Origin of the sequence: Enterococcus casseliflavus NBRC 100478, assembly GCF_001544095.1 — a bacterium.
In the GTDB taxonomy this organism is placed as follows: Bacteria; Bacillota; Bacilli; order Lactobacillales; family Enterococcaceae; genus Enterococcus_D; species Enterococcus_D casseliflavus.
Genome location: NZ_BCPT01000019.1, coordinates 36,325 through 59,152, shown reverse-complemented (window position 1 = coordinate 59,152; position 22,828 = coordinate 36,325). Strand labels below are relative to the sequence as shown.

The 22,828-nt window shown below is 38.8% G+C and carries 21 protein-coding genes, 1 tRNA gene and 1 pseudogene; 4 read left to right on the top strand and 19 right to left on the bottom strand.

Annotated features, from left to right (window positions below):
* Position 1: 1 nt before the first annotated feature.
* The 9 genes and pseudogenes from ECA1_RS14265 to ECA1_RS14225 all read right to left on the bottom strand — a co-directional run bounded on the left by ECA1_RS14265 (position 2) and on the right by ECA1_RS14225 (position 7,879).
* Entirely contained in the window at positions 2-754 is a 753-nt protein-coding gene (locus tag ECA1_RS14265; protein ID WP_060792848.1) for an alpha/beta hydrolase, read from the bottom strand.
* A 123-nt stretch (positions 755-877) separates the two neighbouring features.
* The gene (secG, locus tag ECA1_RS14260; RefSeq protein ID WP_005228700.1) at positions 878-1,114 is read right to left on the bottom strand and encodes a preprotein translocase subunit SecG; all 237 of its coding nucleotides are present in this window, start codon (positions 1,112-1,114) and stop codon (positions 878-880) included.
* A gap of 155 nt (positions 1,115-1,269) precedes the next feature.
* Complete coding sequence (locus tag ECA1_RS14255; RefSeq protein WP_060792847.1) at positions 1,270-1,542, bottom strand: GNAT family N-acetyltransferase; 273 nt, start codon at positions 1,540-1,542, stop codon at positions 1,270-1,272.
* 17 nt (positions 1,543-1,559) lie between these two features.
* Positions 1,560-2,516 (bottom strand): alpha/beta hydrolase, encoded by a 957-nt coding sequence (locus tag ECA1_RS14250; RefSeq protein ID WP_015510185.1) that lies wholly within the window; start codon positions 2,514-2,516, stop codon positions 1,560-1,562.
* A gap of 140 nt (positions 2,517-2,656) precedes the next feature.
* Complete coding sequence (locus ECA1_RS14245; RefSeq protein WP_060792846.1) at positions 2,657-5,380, bottom strand: Cna B-type domain-containing protein; 2,724 nt, start codon at positions 5,378-5,380, stop codon at positions 2,657-2,659.
* 527 nt (positions 5,381-5,907) lie between these two features.
* Positions 5,908-6,030 (bottom strand): annotated as a pseudogene (locus tag ECA1_RS17300) (hypothetical protein); the annotation flags it as partial.
* A gap of 323 nt (positions 6,031-6,353) precedes the next feature.
* On the bottom strand, positions 6,354-6,638 hold the full coding sequence (locus ECA1_RS14240) for a hypothetical protein (protein WP_060792845.1): 285 nt from the start codon (positions 6,636-6,638) through the stop codon (positions 6,354-6,356).
* A gap of 2 nt (positions 6,639-6,640) precedes the next feature.
* Positions 6,641-7,015, bottom strand: coding sequence for a hypothetical protein (locus ECA1_RS17935; protein ID WP_236596117.1), 375 nt, complete (start codon positions 7,013-7,015; stop codon positions 6,641-6,643).
* Positions 7,016-7,312: 297 nt separating this feature from the next.
* On the bottom strand, positions 7,313-7,879 hold the full coding sequence (locus ECA1_RS14225; protein WP_060792842.1) for a recombinase family protein: 567 nt from the start codon (positions 7,877-7,879) through the stop codon (positions 7,313-7,315).
* A 1,106-nt stretch (positions 7,880-8,985) separates the two neighbouring features.
* On the opposite strand from ECA1_RS14225, the gene ECA1_RS14220 reads away from it, so the two are divergent.
* A complete protein-coding gene (locus ECA1_RS14220; protein ID WP_060792841.1) occupies positions 8,986-9,900 on the top strand; it encodes a hypothetical protein in 915 nt (304 codons plus the stop codon).
* 16 nt (positions 9,901-9,916) lie between these two features.
* Here ECA1_RS14220 and ECA1_RS14215 read toward each other — a convergent pair whose 3' ends face one another.
* The 8 genes from ECA1_RS14215 to rpoN form a co-directional block, all read right to left on the bottom strand.
* Entirely contained in the window at positions 9,917-10,492 is a 576-nt protein-coding gene (locus ECA1_RS14215) for a tyrosine-type recombinase/integrase (RefSeq protein WP_060792840.1), read from the bottom strand.
* 269 nt (positions 10,493-10,761) lie between these two features.
* On the bottom strand, positions 10,762-11,697 hold the full coding sequence (locus ECA1_RS14210) for a tyrosine-type recombinase/integrase (RefSeq protein ID WP_060792839.1): 936 nt from the start codon (positions 11,695-11,697) through the stop codon (positions 10,762-10,764).
* 139 nt (positions 11,698-11,836) lie between these two features.
* Positions 11,837-13,138 carry a surface-displayed alpha-enolase gene (gene eno, locus ECA1_RS14205; protein ID WP_005234360.1) on the bottom strand — a complete coding sequence of 434 codons (1,302 nt, stop codon included), beginning with the start codon at positions 13,136-13,138 and terminating at the stop codon, positions 11,837-11,839.
* Between the two features lie 112 nt (positions 13,139-13,250).
* Positions 13,251-14,006, bottom strand: a complete 756-nt coding sequence (gene tpiA, locus ECA1_RS14200; protein WP_060792838.1) for a triose-phosphate isomerase — start codon at positions 14,004-14,006, stop codon at positions 13,251-13,253.
* 63 nt (positions 14,007-14,069) lie between these two features.
* Positions 14,070-15,260, bottom strand: coding sequence for a phosphoglycerate kinase (locus ECA1_RS14195; protein WP_005234355.1), 1,191 nt, complete (start codon positions 15,258-15,260; stop codon positions 14,070-14,072).
* Positions 15,261-15,359: 99 nt separating this feature from the next.
* A complete protein-coding gene (gene gap / locus ECA1_RS14190; protein WP_008380858.1) occupies positions 15,360-16,361 on the bottom strand; it encodes a type I glyceraldehyde-3-phosphate dehydrogenase in 1,002 nt (333 codons plus the stop codon).
* Positions 16,362-16,401: 40 nt separating this feature from the next.
* Positions 16,402-17,439, bottom strand: coding sequence for a sugar-binding transcriptional regulator (locus ECA1_RS14185; RefSeq protein ID WP_005228675.1), 1,038 nt, complete (start codon positions 17,437-17,439; stop codon positions 16,402-16,404).
* A 245-nt stretch (positions 17,440-17,684) separates the two neighbouring features.
* Positions 17,685-19,004, bottom strand: a complete 1,320-nt coding sequence (rpoN, locus tag ECA1_RS14180; RefSeq protein WP_172462581.1) for an RNA polymerase factor sigma-54 — start codon at positions 19,002-19,004, stop codon at positions 17,685-17,687.
* Between the two features lie 51 nt (positions 19,005-19,055).
* Here rpoN and ECA1_RS14175 point away from each other — a divergent pair.
* Positions 19,056-19,127 (top strand) — tRNA-Arg (locus tag ECA1_RS14175).
* A 165-nt stretch (positions 19,128-19,292) separates the two neighbouring features.
* Here the strand turns inward: ECA1_RS14175 and rpoE are convergent.
* Positions 19,293-19,901, bottom strand: coding sequence for a DNA-directed RNA polymerase subunit delta (rpoE, locus tag ECA1_RS14170; protein WP_060792836.1), 609 nt, complete (start codon positions 19,899-19,901; stop codon positions 19,293-19,295).
* Between the two features lie 84 nt (positions 19,902-19,985).
* On the bottom strand, positions 19,986-20,423 hold the full coding sequence (locus ECA1_RS14165) for a YwiB family protein (protein ID WP_005228669.1): 438 nt from the start codon (positions 20,421-20,423) through the stop codon (positions 19,986-19,988).
* Positions 20,424-20,646: 223 nt separating this feature from the next.
* On the opposite strand from ECA1_RS14165, the gene ECA1_RS14160 reads away from it, so the two are divergent.
* Complete coding sequence (locus ECA1_RS14160) at positions 20,647-21,468, top strand: lipoate--protein ligase family protein (RefSeq protein ID WP_060792835.1); 822 nt, start codon at positions 20,647-20,649, stop codon at positions 21,466-21,468.
* Entirely contained in the window at positions 21,452-22,822 is a 1,371-nt protein-coding gene (locus ECA1_RS14155) for an HD domain-containing protein (RefSeq protein ID WP_010749809.1), read from the top strand. The genes ECA1_RS14160 and ECA1_RS14155 overlap by 17 nt, the downstream gene beginning before the upstream one ends.
* Positions 22,823-22,828: the final 6 nt, after the last annotated feature.

Sequence of the window (22,828 nt, the reverse complement as noted above, 5' to 3'; positions counted from 1 at the left end):
CTCACTCTTTCCAAGCAAGTGTTTCTAAGAAAGCAAACACATCCTGCTCTAATTTTTTCCGTTCTGGTCCCACGGTCACCACATGACCGCTTTCGGGATACCATTGAAGCGTATAGGGAACATGGGACAATGCCGCTGCGGTTTTGAAAACCGTCTGTGGATCGATCATTTGGTCCCTTCCTGCTTGCGCCAAGAAGACTGGGCGCTCGATTTTTCCTAAATGCTCAGCTGTGGTTTGTCCGACTGTTTCGATTCCTTGCAGTTGTTCTCTGACCTTACGAGGGACTTCTGCCAATATTTCTTTTTGGGTCGCCTCATCTAAATCAGCGTAGGGTATGACCATTTCCGCATACTTTTCAAAATTGACTGGCACTTCATTCTTGGTTTCAAATAATGGAGAACAAAACAGTCCGCCCCCCATCAATGTTGGGTCTTGCGTCAAACGATCCATCGCTAAAATCCCACCCATCGAAAGTCCAAGAACGGCAACTTCCTCATAGCCTTTTTCTTTCACATAAGCAACTGCATCCGCAGCATCCTGCTGCCAAACAGTCATTCCTTGATTTAAGATATCATCTGGATTCGGTGTACCATGTCCAGTAAACATCGGTGTATAAACCGTGTAGTCTTTTTGTTCTAACGAACGACAAAGCATGCGCACATCGTTAGGACTGCCTGAATAGGCATGGAACAAAATGACCGCTCGTTTGCCGTGTTCAGCAAAAACCGGTTTTGGTTGATTAAATGTTTTCATGTTTCCTTTCACCTCACGTCCAATTCTACCATAGTTAGCAAGAATACTTCGACAAATGCGATCAAAATCTTCCCGTTAAAAAGAAAAAAACCTCTCTTTACGAGAGGTTCGCTAACAAAGTGATTAGTTTGATGAAAGAAAAGCCAAAATAAAGAGCAAGACCATCCAAACAAAACCTAAAATGGCCGTTGAACGCTGCATCACCGCTTCAAATCCACGGGCTTTTTGCTTACCAAACAATTGATCTGCACCGCCGGTAAAGGCACTAGCTGCACTATTTTGCTTGCTAGGCTGCATCATGATCGTAATGACCATTAAAATCGAAATAACGATCACAGCAGTTAATAAGATGTTATACACGTTAGCTCCTCCTTGCTTGCTAAAGTCGTCCTTTCCATTTTAGCATTTTCCGCTGGAAATTACTACTCTCTTTTTGTCATTGCCCGTTGCAGGACGGTTTAAAAAAAGACTGTCCTTTCTGACAGCCTTTTTCTCATAGATCACTTTCGTTCAAATCAGCGAACGAGTACGTCATCGTATTCTGGTTTTTCTTTGAACTCTTTGACCGCAAAGGAGCAGACAGGCATAATTTTTTTCTCTTCCCGTCTTGCTTTTTCAACAACCGCTTTGAGTAATTTTTGCGCCAATTGCTGGCCGCGATAATCAGGGTTGACGAAGGTGTGGTCTACTTCTAGAACATTATCTGGCGTTTCTTGCCATGTGATTTCTCCCACCTCTTTTTCTCCATCATACAAAGCAAAACGTTTATTTTCTTCTTTGATTTCCATTGCTTTCTTCCTTTCTATCAGACGATGTCTGTATTTTGTTTGATATTCTCAATGAATTGCAAAACGGTTGGCCAATATTCTGGTGCATCTTTCACTGCCTGTAAATGTCCCATATTCGCAAAGAGGACTTTTTGTTTCGGTCCAGCCGTTGCTTCCATTAAGGTATTGATCTCTTTTTCCGAAAGAAACGAATCTTTTTCTCCTTGTAAAAACAGCACAGGTAAATGGTTGCTGCCGACTTGTCGGGTCACCGAGATCTGCAAGAAGGGATAACCGACTAATTGTTTGCTATAGCGATTCGCTAAGCGCAAAAAGCGTTTGATCGGTAACCGAGAAAATTGCGGCAAGCTTGATCGGATCGCACTGTAAACGGACGTATAGCTGCTGTCTGAGATCAACCCAGCCACTTGCACAGGCATGACTTCTCCACTAGCCAGCAGCAAAGTCGCAGCCCCCATTCCTAAACCATAGAGGAAGATTTGTGTTTGTGGGTCTTTTTCCAAAATCTTATCGATCCACAAAAGCAGATCCATCCGATCTAGCCACCCTAAACCGATCTCTTTGCCTTCACTGCGGCCATGTCCACGTAAATCAGGAACTAAAACATTGTAACCGGCAGACCAGAATTTCTCGGCTGCCTCTTGACAATCTGCTTGTCCATCACTGCGATACCCGTGCAAGCAGATCACCCACGTTTTTGCACACTGATCAAAGACTTCCGCTGTTAGGATCAGATCATCGGCGGTCGTTACCGTACAATCCGAACCTTGTGCCCAAAAAGCTGAACTCTTTGTTGCGATCCGCTCTTTGTATGGAATCCCCAGTTTCTTTCTGCCTTCTTTTTCATACCATTCATTGTTTCGCATAATGATCGCCGAAACAAAATAGCGTACGCCCTTTTTCAAAACAGACGTGCGATAAACATAGTACACCAAAAAACCAAAAATAAGCAGTAGTAGCAATAGCCAAACCATAGGATCCCCCCTTCATTTTAGTTTACCATTTACAATGGATTTCAGCCAAAGTTTTGTCGCAGGTCTTAAATAAGTCCTATACTTTTAAAAAAAACTTTGCCCTGCTTATCTGTTAGAAGTCAGGGCAAAGTTTTGATTGGTTAACTATGTTTTCGTCGATAAAGCATGCCAACGCTTGTAACGAGTAAAATACTTCCAAGGATACTCCACACATAAGAAGAGCGCTCGTTTGTCTTAGGCAATCGTTTTTCAGTAGTCGCATGGTTTGCGTCATTCTTGTTGTCATCTTCCGGTTGTTTAGATGTATCTGGCTTTTTAGGTGACAACGGGACCTGCGGCTTTTTAGGATCACTCGGGGTTTTCGGTGTCTCTGGCCCTGTATAAGTGTTGACTAAGTTATAGCCATTTATTTTGGTGGTGTAATCTGGAACTTTTCCTTCTTGGATCCTGTAGGTATAGGCTTTTCCTTCGGCATCGTATTTTGGCAGATCGTCAAAGCGATAGGTCCAGTTGCCTTGGTTAACTGCTTTTACGATTTGTTTGTCAATCTCTTTACCGTTTTGCATTAAGTCGACAGTGATACTTTCTGGACGTGTGTTGAACTTGTTTTCGTAGTCATTCCATGTTTTCGTTCCTGATACTTTTGTCGTTTCAGTATTACGGTAGGTGTTGACTAGGTCATAGCCATTTACTTTGGTGGTGTATCCTTCAACGGGTGTTTCTTGAATTGCGTAGTCATAGGTCTGACCAGATTCGTCGGTTGTCGGTAGATCAGTAAATTCATAATGCCATTCTCCCTCTTTATTTTGGGTAACCGTTTTTGTTTGGAACACTTCACCATTTTGCAGTAATTGAACCGTAATGCTTGTCGGACGGGTATTAAATTTGTTGTCATAATCGTCCCACGTTTTGGTTCCGCTGACTGTCGTTGTATCAAGAGACAGCAGGTGATTCATTGCAGCTAATTTGATTATCGGTACAACCGTTTCATTGGCTTGAAGATCCCAGCGGTGGGTTTCCGCATTGACCAATACCGTATCAGCAATGATACTGCCGTCAACATTTTGGTGGACATCAACTGTATCACCAACAGCCAAAATCGTTCCTTGGAAGGGACTATTGATCGAAATCATTTGATTTTCTGGCTGATTAATAAAATTCCACAGGATAACGGCATCATCAAACGCTTCTGTTTCATGACTATTGCGCATCGTGCCATCTGTATATTCTAGTTTGATTTGCGACTTGATATTAACGGTACTTGCTCCTTCAGTATCCACATTGATGAGTACAGGAGACGTGCCTTTTGTTAGCCCTTTGATGGTAATGGGTGTATCTTTTTCTAATTCTGTTTTTGAAAGAGTAACGACTACCTTTTGATCTTCTTCATCAATAGTATCTGCCGAAAAGGAAATTGGTTTCTTGTCGATTAGATAACCATCTGGCGCTTCTGTTTCAACAAAGGAATAGTCCCCTTCTGGAAGATCCGTTTCGATTACTTGTCCATCATCATTTGTGACCTCTTCATCAACCTCTTTATGTGTCTTTTTATTTTGAAGTTCGTAAACACCGTCATCAAGCGGGTTTCCTTGTTCATCCGTTAAGGTCAACACAACCTCTTGCGTATCATTTTCAGCACGGGCGGTATTGATGACCCGCTGATTATTATCAGTAAAGTCTTTGGTTACACCGGGTGTTTGCGGATAGGCTCCTAGCCTTTCTGACGTCGCCTGTAACGTTGAAAATACCTTTTTAAAATCTATATACGGTTCACTTGCAGATTGATCTTGGAAAACTTCGGAAGTTTTCAAGTGATCCATTCTCTGTCCATTTACAAAAACGGCAGGTTGTTGATTTTGATCTGCTAAATCTACTGTGACTGATGGGCCAAAAACAACTTTGTTTTTTCTGCTATCAGTTCCTGACACAAAGGAAGAATTTGCGATCGTATTGACCTTTTGAATATAATTGATTTCTGTTGCCAACGAACCATCCTGAATACTGGTTCCAAAATTGACATTTCCATTTAGTTCTCCCACTGCTAAGTTTCCGTTCGTGTGGGTATTTAGCGTCGCATGGTTAGCAAAAATATGAAAAAACTGGGCTTCTCCTAGAAGTACGTCATCAACTTCTGGCACATCATTTTTAAAGCTGCCGCCACTTGACAGTTTTGAAGCTGCTGGTGCACTTGCTTGTGTATTAAGTGGTGATTCTATGGCTGTTGATGCGGTAGTTGACTCTGCTTGTGGTTGTGACTCGCTGCTTTTTGTTGCAGGCTGTTTTTCGGAAGCCCCTGTTTGTTCCTGACTGTCAGCAAGCACTGCTTCGGCACTCGTTGCTTCTGTGGATTCATTTTCAGGTAGAACAACTGCTACATCTGTTGAATTGATGATGTCTTCTTTCACTTGTCCATTTTCTTCCTCTGTTTGAAGAAAGGCGGATTTGATTGTCAATGTTTCAAGAGCTTTTGTTTGAAACGTTAGCGTCATTTGGCTAAAGGAGCTGCTAGTACTTTCTTCCATCAGCTGCTGTCTTTGCGGATCATATGTAAATGGCGTGCCGTTGCTTTGGATTGATTCTGGCAGAACCGTTTGTTCTCCTTCACTCAAACTGAATGCTAGTTGATTAGCAGCAGACTGCTGATTCTTTTCTACCTCGATCGTCCAAGTGATTTCTCCTGTGGTAGGATCTGGTAATGAGGTCACTTGCGCAGTGCCCTTTTCGTTTTGAAATAGGATTGTTTTGGGATTCTCCTCGGTGTCCGCATTGGCTGTGATGACTGATAATAAAGGCGCCAAATAGGATAACATAAGTAAGGACAGCATGAACATTGGGTAAGCTATTTTTTTCACATAAGTACACATTTCTCTTCCTCCAAACAACAAATTTTACTCAGGTGATTATCCTAATCGGAAAGAAGAAAAAAAGCAAAGCTAATGAAATTTCGATTCTGTGAAAAAAGTGAGAGAAACCATTGATACCTGTCTTTTGATTCCAAGCGAATTCGTGAAGATGAAATAGGATTTCTTTAAAATCAAAATGTAAAAGAATAATATTTTCATAAAAAATAGTCAAAATCGATAAAGATTCTTTTGATCGTGACCAAAGTCTTTTTGTTTCAACTCAACTAACCAAAGCCTTTGCCGCTCCTTCAACAAAATTTCACTTGTTAGAAAATATCATTTTGAAAATACCGATGAAAACTTTCATAAAACATCCATTTATTTTCATTTTATATTAAAAAAATTTTAGCAGATTCTTTAAAACCTTATGGTTATTTTCTGTCTATTTATAAGATCTCTTAACTTTTATTAAACAAAAAACTCTGATGTCGTGGCAGCTGATAAGAATCAGCCGCCCACAGAACATCAGAGCAAATCAATGAAATTGATTATTTATTTTTTAAGTTGTAGAAAGCTTGCAAGCCTTTGTATTCAGCAACTTCACCAAGTTGGTCTTCGATACGTAGTAATTGGTTGTATTTTGCAATACGGTCAGTACGTGAAAGAGAACCATCGAATAACGTTGCTTCGCAAGTTATTCCCTTTGATTTCACCAGCGGTTCGTTGCAACAGCACTTAAAATTTCCTTTTGTTCTTCTACTCAATGAATGCTGATAAATCAGCATTTTCAATCGAGAAATCATAAATACGTGGTCAGCTATCTACAATCTTTAGGCTGCATTTCTTATGTCTCTAGCATCTTATCAAACAATGTCTAGATTTTCCAGTATATAATGGTAGAAACATGAAATTTATTGTTTCTACTTTGCAATACTAGAAATTTTACATAACTGATTATTATTTCATATATTAGAGATTTAAACATTTCAAATAACTAGTTAATAAATCTTCTCTTATCTTTAGGAATTAAATTGATGAATAAAACTGCTGAAGGATAATGCTTTTGCATATATTCTATTACACCTAATACGTGTGCATCTTCAGAAGTATATAATTCCTCTTTTAATTGAGACATATCTATTTGAATACTTTCGCCTAGAAAATCCACTGCATCTGTAAATTCCTTGTCGGTATAGAAAGTATTGTAAAAATCTGAAAGTTGTTTACAAGTAACTACTCCATTTATCGTTAGTTCTATTAAAGCTTTCTGGATATTCAAACTTATCTACTCCAGTCTGTTTTCGAGAATACTTCTTTCAATTCCTCTAACGATTTTACTCTTTTAGATAAATCTGCATTCATACCAGAATCTATAAGCTTCTCTACTTCTTTATTTTTATTATTATTCAGATTCTTTCTCCCAGTCATTATATAAAAAATCACCTGAGTTAACGCATAAATTTCATGTTGAATAGTGTATTTATCCGCTCCCATAATTTTCAACTGTGGGTCATTTAAACTTCCTTGAAATTCAGTGTTTTGACGAGTCAGTATACTATTCCAGCAATAAATAAAAAAGAAATAAATAGATGTTGGAAAACAAAATCCAATACATGTATCAAAATGGTTATGACAATTACTAATAATACTATCCAACCAATGCAGCCACACCCTTTTTCTTTTTCGTCAGGTACTTCTATCATTTCTTGAAAAATCCTTCCGCCCTTTAACGCCATTATTTCAATCCTTTCTAACTATTATTCGATGTAAAAATTCAACGTTTTTGCCACAACAAAATAAGACCACCATATCAACTACAGAAATGTTGATACAATCGTCTTTTTTATGTATTTTATTTTTTTAAACAGTGTCGGTAAAAAACGTTGATTTATTGCCGGTAAAATCTTGCTTCCCTCCAATAATGTTACCCTTAGATTGATAATTTATCAAGTCTCATTTTCTGGACAAACCAGCTTTTTTAGCAATGTTATAAACAGTTTTCTCAGACACACCACATTTGTTTGCAATTTCTTTTAAAGATAGATGATTCCCCTTATATAAAACAATGATTTTCTTACGTTTACTTTGTTTTATTGGTGGTCTTCCCAAGGTCTTGTCAGTATTAGCTAAGGCTTCCTTTGTTCTGATGCTAATATTTTCAGCTTCAAATTCCGCTATTCCAGCTAAGACAGTATAAAATAATCGTCCACTTGCTGTTCTGGTATCAATCGATTCTTGAATACTTTTCAGATAAATTTCTTTCTCATTCAACTCTGACATCAGATTCACCAATTGTCGAGACGACCTGCTTAATCTTGCTAAATTATAAATAAGTAAAGTATCTCCCTTTTCTAATCGGTTCAATGCTTTCTCTAACTCCGTTCGATGTTCTTTTCTCCCACTAATTTGTTCAGAAAATAATTCATCTGGTTCATAGTTTTCTAAAGCCTTCCTTTGCACTTCCAATCCTAAATCTTGCGTGTTTTTACTTGTTCGTATATAGCCAATAGTTCTTGTCATACAAAGCTCCTCCTTCCCTTCATATTAGTGTAACGATTTATTTGTAGTATTAAAAATACCCTGACTTCTCTTAGAAGTCAGGGTAAATAAACAATACACAGAGATGATTTAAAATACTTCTCGTTAAGGTAATTTAATTATTACATCAAATATAACGATTGTCCAGCAATTAACTTATGCCTTTACTTTTCTATTATTTACCTTTAAAGTCAGTAGAAAACACTGTTATAGTAATGTTTTATAACCAATAAGAAACGCTAGGATTTGTAAAACAGTTTAAAATAGATATATTTTCGGAAAACAATAAAATAACTAATAACGGAGACTTTTTTATGACAAACGGAACAAGTCTTGGACTTTCAGTAGTTGTTATAATCATAACTAATCGGTCGTAATACCTCAATTGCTGTAAATCTTTAATCAAGTGTATCCCTGAGGACCATTTCTTTCATACTTTCACCTAGATTCTTTTTGATACCAAGATTATACAATTTCTACTTCCAAATAAATTATTTTTGTGTCTATAAATAATAAGTGTTACAGAATTAGAATACACAAAAATCTAAATAACACTAATTTATTAATCATACATCACTTTTATAGACAAGTAGACTTACACACAACACTCAAATTTCCAGTACTAAGAAACGGATGTTATAATGAAGGGGTAATGTAGGCGTGGGATAATTTTTAAAGGATACTTATAAGATAGATATTTTCGTAAACCAGGTATACTTTACTAAATTATGCCCCCCTTCATAACCCCTACATCTATTGATTTTCATACCTTACCTAATCCCTACATCAACCCTAAAAAAGAGGTTTTTTCAAAAAATCAAATGATAACAAAATGATAACTTTTGTGATAACTTTTTGAAAACTATGTCATTTATGAGGTGAATTCGGAGAAATTACAATGGAAACCTCCGTGAATTTTCCAAAACAGCTGCATAAGCAAAAAATGGAAAAATTTTCTATCTGAATACCATCACCAAATGATGGATAGAAATGAAAATGGATAGTTATGAGTGTTGGGTTACTAATGGATAGTTACGAGAATGGATACTTTTAAAAATAAAACAGATAAATTATAGGAGGGAGCGAACATGAACACACTTATTGTAAACAATCGGGCTATTGATTATGAGGAATTATTAGATATCATTGCTCAATCGAACGGAATATATGAAAACACCTTGATTAAGCTGTTACAATGCAATCGCATCAGCTTAGAGTCACGATTAAAGACCTTAAAAAAGAATAAAATAATATCTAGAGGAAAATTAAATAAACACTTCTATTATGTTAATAACTATGACTTGAAACATATGAAAGATTTAGACTTGCAGTCAATGGTCGTTCAATTTTTGGTTACAATTGGCTTGTATATCAATAAAATTCAAGTAATTGATTCACCATATAAAAACAAACAGCTCTATCTTTCAGTATATGCCTCAGGCAAATATAACTATAACAATGATAAAGTTATAAAAAAGCTTGCAAATATGCGAGTCAATCAATTAATTCATGAACAAGACAGAAAATATTTTGCCCATTTTATCGTCAACGAATTGACTAAATTCCCAATTAGAGTAGCTTCTTTTTCAGATATACTACAAGAAAAATACTATACAACTTCTATAGATACTGTAGATATTCTTGCACTACCTAATAAAGAATTTATCCCAGCAATACAATCCAACTTAGCAGATGTATCATTTAGAAATCTAGAAAATAATAGCACTCTCATTAGAAATGATATTTTGATTTTTCTGAATGATTCTAATGAACTTTGTTACTTTGTGAAAGAAAATAATCAATATAAGTTACAAGCAATTCCCTGTATAGTTGATTTCTTCTATTATTTAACCTTACACAAAAATTCTAAAGATGCCATTTATATTTCTGATAATAAAACTGAGTATGATAATGCAGATAACTTGTATTTTCAAAGTTATTTGAATAAGGAAAAGTATAATACTGTTCAATTAAAAAAAGACAAGAAAAAAGCACAATCTTAAATGATTGTGCTTTTACTTACTTAAATGGGTCAAAGTCTTCAAGCTTAGCTTTTATATCTTCCTCTTCAATCCCTGCATATCTAAGCGTAACTGCTTGGCTACTATGATTTAAAATCTTCATCAGCGTAACAATATCCCCTTTGTTTTGCTTTAAAAAGAAGTAGGAAAATGTTTTTCTAAGTGTATGTGTGCCAATATAATCTAACCCTAGATTATCTGCAATTTTCTGTAAGATTTTATAATACTGATGACTGGCTAAATGTCTACTACTATCTGTTGGACTTGGAAATAGCCACTCAGATTCCGCACTATGTTCTGTATTTAAATAATCAATAATGTTTGATGTTAATGATTTCAGATGAAGAGTTCTTTTTTTACCAGTCTTTATTTCAATAATTTCTGCTTGCGTCTTGTTTTTCACATCAGATACCTTCAGGTTCAATATATCTGAAATCCGTAACCCTGTCTTTATTCCAATTGCCATAATCAAACAATCTCTTTTTCCGTGTTTGCCCTTTTGTAATTCTTTTCCAAATTGAATTAGCGTTTCCTTATTTTTTATCGGTTTGACATTAATCATTTTTTGTCCCATAAATTACCTCCCTAAGATGCACTATTTATGGATACTTTTCTATAGAAATAGACTATAAGTATCCATCTCCCTATAAATCAAAAATAAAATATTGATAGAATAGGATTTATGGTGGATACTAATTATAAAAGTATCCCTGCTAGGGTCCTTTATAGCATCATAATTTGGAGGTTGCAAATTTGTAGAACACACAATCACAAGTGATTAAATATATGAAAATCAAAAGGAGAACACTATTTAAGCATTTTCTCCTGAATTTGACTACTAATTTAAAGTATACTACCCAAAGGACTTGTCTTTACCGCTTTATCTACTAGTTGTTCATCCGTGATACTACTGATATAAATTTTCGTTGTATCTAGTTTGGAATGCCCCAACATCTTACTTTTTGTAAAAATATCTTGACCCATCTGCAAATTCTTTACCGTCCAATAATGCCTTAGCGTATGGGGACTGCATCTAACAGTTGCCCTAACGCCTACCCTCTTACCTGTTTCTTTCAATATCAATTCAATATTCGTCACCGTTTTAATTTTTCTTCCTGTTTTCCCTAAAAATAGCTGTTCATCTAATTTCCTTGTTTTGCCGTGATAATTTCTAAGTGTATAAAAATTACTATCTCGAATCCTTCTATATCGAGTAATAAAATAATTTAATTCAGATGAGATTGGCACTACTCGCCATTTACTCCCCTTTCCTAATATTCGGATATAGTTTTCAGCTAAATCTGTATCCTTTAAATTTAATAGTTCAGATACACGTATACCTGTATCTGCTAAAAGAGCAATAATACACTTATTTCTTGCTCCTAAATAGGTATCAAATTTCCACACATTCAGCATATCCTTTACTTCTTTATCATTGAATGTAGTTAATAATGGCTTTGTTTCCTTTAATAACCTTATCGTTTCCAGAGGACTAACTTTGACTACTTTCTCAGCTACTAAATAGTTCCAGAAAGCTTTGTGAGTTTTTAAAATTGCATTTATATAACTACTTTTTAATTGGCAATCCAATAAAAAACTGATGAACAACTTATAATGAATTTTCGAAACATCTTCAATTAAAAGCGGTGAACTAATTTCTTTTCTGTAATAGTCTATAAATTTTCGATGATGTTGTTCATAAGACTCAATCGTTCTTTTTGAATAATTTTCCAATTTCAATTCTAACAAGTATTCCTTTACTAATCGTTCATAGTGCATAAAAAAATGCCCCTCTCATGTCATTAGTTGACATAAGAAAGGCACTTAGCAATAATACTAGAACATAAAAGTAGAAACACTTTTTACACTAATTTTATCATTTCTGAAAAATTGGTATAGCTGCTTTTACATTACCAGATTATTTATTTTTCAAGTTGTAGAATGCTTGTAATCCTTTGTATTCAGCAACTTCACCAAGTTGGTCTTCGATACGTAGCAATTGGTTGTATTTTGCAATACGGTCAGTACGTGAAAGAGAACCAGTTTTGATTTGGCCAGCGTTTGTTGCAACTGCGATATCAGAGATTGTTGAATCTTCTGTTTCACCTGAACGGTGAGAAACGACTGCAGTGTAACCAGCTTCTTTCGCCATTTCGATAGCATTGAATGTTTCAGTCAATGTACCGATTTGGTTAACTTTGATAAGGATTGAGTTACCGATACCGTTTTTGATTCCTTTTTCAAGGATTTCAGTATTTGTAACGAACAAGTCATCCCCTACTAATTGAACTTTGTCGCCTAAGCGTTCAGTTAATAGTTTCCAACCATCCCAGTCGTTTTCATCCATACCGTCTTCGATAGTGATGATTGGGTATTTGTTAACTAATTCTTCTAAGTAGTCAACTTGTTCAGCAGCAGTACGTTTTACGCCGTTTTCGCCTTCAAATTTAGAGTAGTCGTAAACACCGTTTTCGTAGAATTCTGATGATGCACAGTCAAATCCTAGGTATACGTCTTTACCTGGTTCTAAACCAGCAGCTTTGATTGCTTCTAAGATTGTTTCAACACCGTCTTCAGTTCCTTCAAAACGAGGAGCGAAACCACCTTCGTCACCTACTGAAGTTTCTAAACCACGTTTAGACAAGATTGATTTCAAAGCGTGGAATACTTCAGTACCCCAACGTAAGCCTTCTTTGAATGTAGGTGCGCCTACAGGCAAGATCATGAATTCTTGGAAAGCGATTGGTGCGTCAGAGTGAGAACCACCGTTGATGATGTTCATCATAGGAGTTGGCAATACTTTTGTATTGAATCCGCCTAAGTAGTGGTATAAAGGTACTTCTAGGTAATCAGCAGCTGCACGAGCAACAGCGATAGAAACACCAAGAATCGCGTTTGCGCCTAATTTGCCTTTGTTAGGAGTTCCGTCTAAAGCGATCATTGCTTTATCGATAGCCATTTGGTCACGTACATCGTAGCCGATGATAGCTTCTGCAATGATGTTATTTACATTGTCAACTGCTTTCGTTACACCTTTACCGCCATAACGAGCTTTGTCGCCATCACGTAATTCAACTGCTTCGTGTTCACCTGTTGAAGCTCCTGAAGGAACCATTCCGCGGCCGAAAGCACCTGATTCTGTGTAGACTTCTACTTCGATAGTTGGGTTACCACGTGAGTCTAAGACTTCGCGTGCGTAAACATCAGTAATAATTGACATGTTTTGTCTCTCCTTTGAGTTTGTTTTATCTTAAGGGGAATGCCCCTTGCGAACAACTTAATTGTAGTGAAAAAATGACGATTCTGCAAATGTTATTTTCATGAAAATGAAATTATTTTACAGCATCTAATAATGCTAGGAATGAATCAGCTTGCAAGCTTGCGCCGCCAACTAATGCTCCGTCAACATTTTCTTTTGCCATATATTCAGCAATGTTTTCAGGTTTTACAGAGCCGCCGTATTGGATACGTACGCTGTCTGAAACTTCTTTGCCGTATAATTTTTCAACGGTTTTGCGGACAACGCCACAAATTTCGTCTGCGATGTTTGCATCCGCTGATTTACCAGTACCGATCGCCCAGATTGGTTCGTAAGCAATCACAAGATTACTTACTTGACCGTCTGTTAAACCGTCTAAGCCAGCAGTGATTTGTCCTTCGATCCACTCCGCTGTTTTGCCAGCTTCATAGGTTTCTAAAGATTCACCACAGCATAGGATTGGGATCATGCCGTTTGCAAAGATTGCTTTGGCTTTTTTGTTGATGTCTTCATCTGTCTCATGGAAGTATTCACGACGTTCTGAATGGCCAATGATGACATAGTCAACACCTAGATCTGCTAAAGCTGCTGGTGAAGTTTCGCCAGTAAAGGCACCTTCATTTTCCCAGTAACTGTTTTGAGCAGCAATTTTTAATTCTGTTCCTTCAGCAGCATTCACTAATGTTTCTAAGAATAAAGCTGGCGAACCGATCACAGAGTCAACTGTATCGTTGCTAGGAATTTTTGTTTTGACTGCTTCAGCAAATTCTTTTGCTTCTTTCGCAGTTTTGTTCATTTTCCAGTTTCCGGCAATAATTGGTTTGCGCATGTTCTGGCACTCCTTTTCGTTATCAAGCGTGCAAAGGAGATCCTTTGCACGGCTTGTCATTGATTATTTATCGTTGATCGCAGCTAGGCCAGGAAGTGTTTTTCCTTCTAGCAATTCAAGGCTGGCACCGCCACCTGTTGAGATGTGGGTAAATTTGTCAGCAAAACCTAATTGTTCTGCTGCAGCTGCAGAGTCACCGCCACCGATGATCGTTGTTGCATCTTCAAGGTTGGCAATTGCTTCACAAACACCGATCGTACCGTTTGCGAAGTTAGACATTTCAAACACACCCATAGGTCCGTTCCAAACAACTGTTTTTGCGCCTTTTAATGTTTCAGCAAACAAAGCGATAGTTTCAGGTCCGATATCTAAGCCCATTTGTCCTTCAGGAACATCACCAGTATGTTCTTCTGTTGGGACATCATTTGAAAATTCAGCAGCAGTGATTGAATCAACTGGTAATACTAATTTATCGCCAGCTTTTTCGATCAATTCTTTTGCTAATTCTACTTTGTCTGCTTCCACAAGAGAATTACCGATTTCCATACCTTTTGCTTTGTAGAACGTATACGTCATTCCGCCGCCGATCAAGATTTTGTCTGCTTTAGGAATCAAGTTTTCGATTACGCCGATTTTGTCAGATACTTTTGCTCCACCAAGAATCGCGATCATTGGACGTTTTGGTTCTTCGACTGCTTCACCGATGAATTTGATTTCTTTTTCCATTAAGAAACCAGCAACTGTTGGGATACCTGTTGAAGCGATCCCTACGTTTGAAGCGTGTGCGCGGTGTGCGGTACCAAAGGCATCATTTACAAAAACATCGCCTAAAGAAGCCCAGTATTTACCTAGTTCAGGATCGTTTTTGCTTTCTTTTTTGCCATCGATGTCTTCGAAACGAGTGTTTTCAAAAACAACGACATCGCCATCTTGCATGTTGTTGATCGCTGCTTCTAATTTTTCGCCACGGGTTTCATCCACGAAAGTTACTTCTTTGCCTAACAATTCGCCTAGACGTTTCGCAACTGGCGCTAAAGATTTTCCAGCTTTATCTGCTTCTTCTTTCACACGACCTAAGTGTGAGAAAAGAATTGCTTTTCCGCCGTTTTCGATAACATAATTGATTGTTGGTAATGCTGCTTTGATCCGTGTATCGTCTCCGATCACTCCATCTTTCAATGGAACGTTGAAGTCCACACGTACAAGAACTTTTTTATCTTTTAAATCGATATCTTGAACTGTCATTTTCGCCATGAACAGATTCCTCCTAGCATAATTGTTAAAAAAAGCGGAGAAGCGCGATGCTTCCCCGCTTTCTCTTGCGATGGTTTAAATTAAAGTCGTTCGCAACTCTTATAGGTTAGCGAAGTATTCTAAAGTACGTACTAATTGTGCAGTGTATGACATTTCATTGTCGTACCAAGCAACAGTTTTAACTAATTGTTTGTCGCCAACAGTCATAACTTTTGTTTGAGTTGCATCAAATAATGAACCGTAAGTCATACCAACGATATCAGAAGAAACGATTTCGTCTGTGTTGTAACCGTAAGATTCGTTTGAAGCTTCTTTCATTGCTGCATTGATTTCATCAACAGTTACTTCTTTGTCAAGAACAGTAACTAATTCAGTTAATGAACCAGTTGCAACAGGAACACGTTGAGCAGCACCATCTAATTTGCCGTTCAATTCTGGGATTACTAAGCCGATCGCTTTAGCAGCACCAGTTGAGTTAGGCACGATGTTTGCAGCAGCAGCACGGGCACGGCGGAAGTCACCTTTAGGGTGTGGTCCGTCTAGAGTCATTTGGTCACCTGTGTAAGCGTGGATTGTAGTCATTAATCCTTCAATCACACCAAATTTGTCGTTCAATGTTTTCGCCATAGGAGCTAAACAGTTTGTTGTACATGAAGCACCAGAGATAACTGTTTCTTCACCTGTTAAAGTTTCATGGTTTGTGTTGTAAACGATTGTTGGAACATCGTTTCCACCAGGAGCTGAGATAACTACACGTTTTGCACCAGCTGTTAAATGTTTTTCAGCAGCTGCTTTAGAAGTGAAGAATCCAGTACATTCTAACACGATTTCAACACCTAATTCGCCCCAAGGCAATTCTTCAGGGTTGCGGTTAGCTAAAACTTTGATTTCGTTTCCGTTCACATTGAATGAACCTTCGTGAACTTCAACTGTACCGTTGAAACGTCCTTGTGTTGTATCATATTTTAACAAGTGAGCTAACATTTTAGCGTCTGTTAAGTCATTGATAGCCACAACTTCGATTCCTTCTACTTCTTGGATACGACGAAATGCTAAGCGTCCGATACGTCCAAATCCATTAATACCTACTTTAACTGTCATTTAAGATTTCCTCCTTATGAAAATCATAAAAATATTTATTTTAAAGGGTTGCCCCTTTTAAAATCTCATTTGCGCAAGCTTCATCGGTGATGAGCCAGGTTTGTTTTGGTGCATTTTTCATGTATGCATTGACCGCTTTGGCTTTTGATTGTCCGCCAGCGACCGCAAAAATGATTGGGACTTTTTGCAAATCTTTTAATTGAAGTCCGATGCGAGGAACTTTGTAAACGACCTCACCTGCTTCGTTAAAGAAATACCCAAAGGATTCTGCAACTGCATTTTTTTGTTTCAACATCAGAATTTCTTGTTCTGACATTTTTCTTCGAGCCGCCATATGCAACGCCCGTCCAATACTATGAATAACACAATTTGCTTGACTTATCAAGTTTAAGACATCAACGATGGCGGGTTCTTTCAAGAGAAACTCGTAGGTGTTCATGCTTAATTGTTCTGGTACAAACAAGGAGCGATAATCGCCATTTGTCTGCATCGCCATTACTGAGCTGACTGAATTTGCTTGCACGTTGACTGATTCTCCGATACCGCCACGGGCTGGAACAAACAAGTTATGACGTTTGGCGGTTTCCAAATTGCCCAATTCCTCGGCAACTTTCGCCATTGTCGTCCCTCCCATCACTGCGATGGTGTTTTTGCCTTCTGGCAATAAGAGATCCAACGATTCATTCAGCAACTGACCAAATTCAGCAATCACTTTCGGTTGTCGATCACCATCGCCGCTCGCAATCAAACAACGTTCGATGCCAAAGGTCTCTGATAATCGTTTTTCGATTTGGTGCATTCCGAACAGCTGATCCATCAGTGCACCGATCTTTGTGTACACTTCTTCTCCATAGGCGGTCAATTGCATGCCGCTTTTTGAAGAGTCGATCAGTTTTAGCTTTTTAAGGATATCTGTTTCCGTCCTCAACACGCGTTCCGTCATTGATAAACTTTCCGAAAGTGTCCGGCGGCCAACGGGCTGCATCCAATAAATATTTCTTAAGATACGGTAACGTTCTTGGAGTACAGCGAGAATATCCGGGGTGATTGCCTCAATCAATTTTAATTCATCGAGCATTTTATATCCTCCCGTTGGACAATTTTCGTCCTACAATGACTTAAAATGACCCATCGATTGCAAAAAAAATTTAAATCTGTTTCCTACACCAATAATAGTAGCACTTATCGCCTTGATACGCAACTATTTCAGTCACAAAATCTTGCTTTTCATAAAATCGTCAAAAATGAAAATGAGGAAAGGATCGATAAAAAAAGGAAAGGCTTTGCTGCCTTCCCTACTCATCGTTAATAGTAAGTTTTGCTTTACTCGAATCGTTTCCGCTTGGAAGAACCAGGGATATTCATGGCTTCACGATACTTTGCCACCGTTCGTCTAGAAATATCGATGCCTTGGGCTTTGAGGGCATCTGTCAACTTTTGGTCTGACAATGGTTTGTTTTTATTTTCTTCATCGATCAGTGCTTTTAGCTGCTGTTTGATCGATGCCGTCGTCAGGTCATCACCGCTTTCTTGCGTCGAAACTTTCTGTCCAAAGAATAGTTTTAATTCAAACACCCCAAAGGAGGTCTCCAAGTATTTCCCATTGACTGCCCGGCTGACCGTTGATTCATGAATCCCTAACTCTTCGGCAACTTCTCTTAAAACCAATGGCTTTAATGGACGATCTGGTTGAGTGAAAAACTCCTTTTGCCGTGCAACGATCTGCACGCCTACACGATAGATGGTATCGCCTCGTTGTTGCAAGGTCTTCTTTAGCCACTCGAACTCTTGGGCTTTATTGTCTAAATAACTTAAGACCTCCGGATCACCGCTTTGCTTCAATTGGTCAAAGTACTGCTGCTGAAAGCGAACCTCTGGTAAGGCGCGTTTGTTTGATTTCACGATCGGTTGTCCTTTTTCAACCGTCACTCGCAGGTCAGGAACGATGTAAAGCCCATCCGTTGACCCAAACGCAGCCCCTGGTGTGGGGGTCAATGTTTGAACATAATCAAAGACCTTTTGGATCTCAGTTAAGGGAATCTGCAGCGCTTTGCTGATTTTGTCCCACTTGCGCTCTGCCATTTCCGTAAAAAATTCTTCTAAAATGAGATAGGCCATTGGCGGCGCATAGTCATCTCTTTCCGTTTGCAGCATCAAACACTCTCTTAGATCACGGGCACCGACGCCTGCTGGATCTAGCTGCTGGATCAAGGTCAAGGCATCGAGCATTTGGATCGGGGTCCCACCAACAAGCTTTCCAGATTCTTCCAAGTCAATCGTCAAAAAGCCGTTTAAATCAATGTACTCGACTAAAAATAAAACGATCGTCCGCAAGAAGGTATCTCGGTAGTTTAAATGCACTTGATCGATGAGGTATTCGAATAAAGACGTATGCTGGTCAGGGATCTGGCTTAAATAATCCATCAATTGTTCTGATGAGCCGCTGCTCTTGCTTGGTGTGATGGGCGAATCATATTCCCCCAGATCAATCAATGGATTTTCTAATGCTTGGTTATCTATGAAGGACAATAATTCGTCTGCAGAAAATTGCAGCACTAGGATTGATTGCTGTAATTTCTGCGTCATAGCAAGCTTTTGCGTCTGTTTTTGTTGTTGTGAAAATTGCTGTTGAAATTTCATCATTCTACCTCTTGTTTTTTTCACTGAAATTGGTTAAACTAATATTTGTGCTTCGCGCCTTTAGTGTAGTGGATATCACGTAAGATTCCGGTTCTTGAGACGGGGGTTCGATTCCCTCAAGGCGCGTTTTTTCTTTTCGTTACAAGTATACTCGATTCAAATCAATAATTCAAAAGCACTTAGGGACCGCTGATGCGGTTCCTTTTTTTATTTGTATCTATGTAAGAAGACGAAATCGTCCTTCAGCGATTAAAAGCTGCTTGCAGCCCAAAGGCGAAAAAAAGAAGAGGATTACTCCTCTTCTTCCTCTTCATCCGCAAAATCATCTTCATCATCGTCATCGATAATGGTTAGATCTTCCTCAATGCTGTCAGGTAATTCTTCTTCATCATCGGTGCTATTGTCGGCGCCGATTTCTTGCAAGTCTGAATTGTATGCCGAGATTTCTTCATCCTCGTCATCATCATCATCAAAGAGATCATCTTCTTCGTCATCTGACAAATCAGTATCCTCAGGATCATCATCGTTATAATCGATTGCGTCTTCATCATCGTTGATAAAGGCATTGACTTTTTTACGTTTGCGACGACGTGGTGTATCTTCATCCTCGTCTTCGATGCCATGGTTGACTTCTTCATCGATCGAATCAATGGCGTACCATGAACGTAAGCCCCAACGATTGTCGCCTAAAGAAATAAAACTACCGTCGATATTCAAGTCTGTATAAAACTGCGCCAATGAATCACGAATCTCGCTGTCTGAAGTTTCAAGATAGTTTTGAATTTGGTTGACCAAATCAGAAAAATCCATCACGTCACCGCGCTGCTCTAAAATCGCATGGGCAACTTCAATCATCGACAATTCGTTTTTATTTACACTTTCAAATACATTAATTTCCAAACGGGACACGTCCTTTCACAGTCTACTCCTAATCATACAAAATTACGCCTCAAATTGCAATTTTTTCTTTCAATTTCCCTTTGATCAAGCGGTAAATTCTAAAGATAGTTTGTATTCGCCGACTTTGTCAGCAGCCATGAACAAGTCATAATCGATATCGATCTTTCCCGAATATGGACGGTCTTTCAAGCTAACGTGCAAATGATTGGTGAAGGTGTGGAACATCATCAAGCCATACGGGGTTTGGTAGCTCGTCTCTAAACGTTCCTTATAAGAAAATTTCAAGCGCATGCGCATTTCCCCTGAGCGAATCAATTGAATCAATCCGTCTGGCATGATTTTCATCGTGACGGGAACGTCGGTACCGTCTGGCTGGATCTCTTTGTAACGGATATATAAGGTATCACCGATCTTGACTGCTTGTCCTTGCAGATCAAACAGAAAGTTCTCTGTTTCCCCTGCTTGTCGTACATTGGTTGTTAAATGAATCGAGATTGGGATTCCTTTTGATAATTCTTGCATGTACGTGTGCCTCCTTTGAAGATTTCAGTTTCATTCTTGCTTTTTTTCATTCGTTTGTCAATCATTTCAGTTGATTCTCCTTGGTCTATTTCTTCATTGAAAATAAAAAAGCGAAAACAAAAGCAAGTTTTCATTCTTTTCTCCAAGTAATTTTCCAAGAATCGTATATAATAAGGATAACAGGTATTTTTAAAGGAGTTTAACCGATTTGACTATCTATATAATGGATCAAACCTTACCACGTATCCACAATCCTTATGAGCCATTTGCCTTCACCGATGTTGCCACCGAAGCTGCTGGCAAACAGGAACAAGTTTATTGTCATTTTTGGCAGTTGTCCGATACGATGATTTTAGGAATGAAAGATACCAGGTTGCCTTTTTTGACAGCTGGTCTGCAGGTTTTGAAAGAAGCTGGCTATGCCTCGATCATCCGCAACTCAGGCGGGCTTGGGGTCATCAATGATGCCGGTATTTTGAATGTCTCCCTCATTTTCCCTAAACATTTGGCTGCCACTACGGATGCAGCCTATGAAATGATGGCGACATTGTTGCAAACCGCCTTTCCTGAGCGGACGATTTTGGCTTATGAAATTGCTGACTCGTATTGCCCAGGCACCTATGACCTGAGTATTGATGGAAAAAAAATTGCTGGTACAGCACAACGACGGATCAAAGATGGCGTGGCTGTCATGATGTATCTGAGCATCAATGGCGACCAACCAGCCCGCGGTTCTCTCGTTCGTCGTTTTTACCAAGCAGGTTTGAAAGAGCGCTTTGGTAAAGATGGCTATCCAGCCGTCAATCCTGCGAGCATGACCACTTTAGAAGCAGCCCTCGGCCGTAAGTTTACCACACAAGAGGTGATTGACCGCTTGCAAAAAGCCCTGCTTTCCTTGATCACAGACCAATCTCTATATCCGCTTAAATCACTGGATCAATGGCTTTCAGAGAATAACCTTAGCGAACAAATGCAGCAACGCTTAGCTGGCATGGAAAAGCGAAACCAACCAATAAAGGAGTTTAGCGATGAGCCTACCATATAAATATCAAACCTTAGCGATAGAAAAAGTGTTTCGTGACCCTGTTCACAACTATGTCCATGTGCAGCACCAAGTGATTTTAGACTTGATCAATTCCAAAGAAGTGCAGCGTTTGCGACGAATCAAACAACTAGGGACTGCTTCTTTCACCTTTCACGGAGCAGAACACAGCCGCTTTTCTCACTCCTTGGGGGTTTATGAAATCAGCCGCCGCATTTGCGATATTTTCCAACGCAATTATTCGATTGAAAAAGTTGGACCGAACGGCTGGGATGATAAGGAGCGTTTAGTGACCTTGTGTGCAGCATTGCTTCATGATGTGGGCCATGGTCCATACTCCCACACCTTTGAGCATATTTTCCATACAGACCATGAAGCCATCACAGTGGCGATCATCACTTCTCCTGAAACGGAAGTTCATCAGATATTGAACCGAGTGGAGGCTGGATTTCCTGAGAAAGTGGCAAGTGTCATCACTAAAACCTATCCAAATCCCCAAGTCGTTCAAATGATTTCCAGTCAAATCGATGCTGATCGGATGGACTACTTGCTGCGCGATGCTTATTTTACCGGCACTGAATACGGCACGTTTGATCTGACCAGAATTTTACGAGTGATTCGTCCGTACGAAGGCGGTATTGCTTTTTCTATGAATGGCATGCACGCTGTGGAGGACTACATCGTCAGTCGTTACCAAATGTATGTGCAAGTTTATTTCCATGCGAGTTCTCGAGGGATGGAAGTGATCTTAGCCCACTTGCTGGATCGTGCTGCAGAACTTTATCAAGTGGATCAGGAAATGTTTCAAAGCCATTCGCAACTGCTTCTCCCATTTTTAAAACAAGAATTCACTTTAGATGAATACTTGAAACTCGACGATGGCGTGTTGAATACCTACTTTACCCAATGGACGGAAGAGAATGATCCGATCCTCAGCGATTTAGCCAAGCGGTTCTTAAATCGTAAACCGCTAAAATCCGCTCGCTTTGACGATGAGACGCAGTTGCCGATGATTGAAGAAATGCAGGGACTGGTGGAAAAAGTCGGCTTCAATCCCCGCTACTATACTGCCATCAATTCAAGCTTCGATCTGCCTTATGATTTTTATCGACCAACTTCTGGTAAGCATCGGACACAGATCGAATTACAGGAAAAAGATGGTTCCCTTGTAGAATTATCCCAAGCCAGTCAACTTGTTGCAGCCTTAGCAGGACAAACCCAAGGTGACCAACGCTTTTATTTTCCAAAAGAAATGATTGACCCCAACATCCAAAATCACTATGATTTATTTGGAGAGACGTATCAAGAGTTTGCCAAGCACATTCGCAATGGTGCTTTGATCAAACCAAGCCACTAGGAGGAA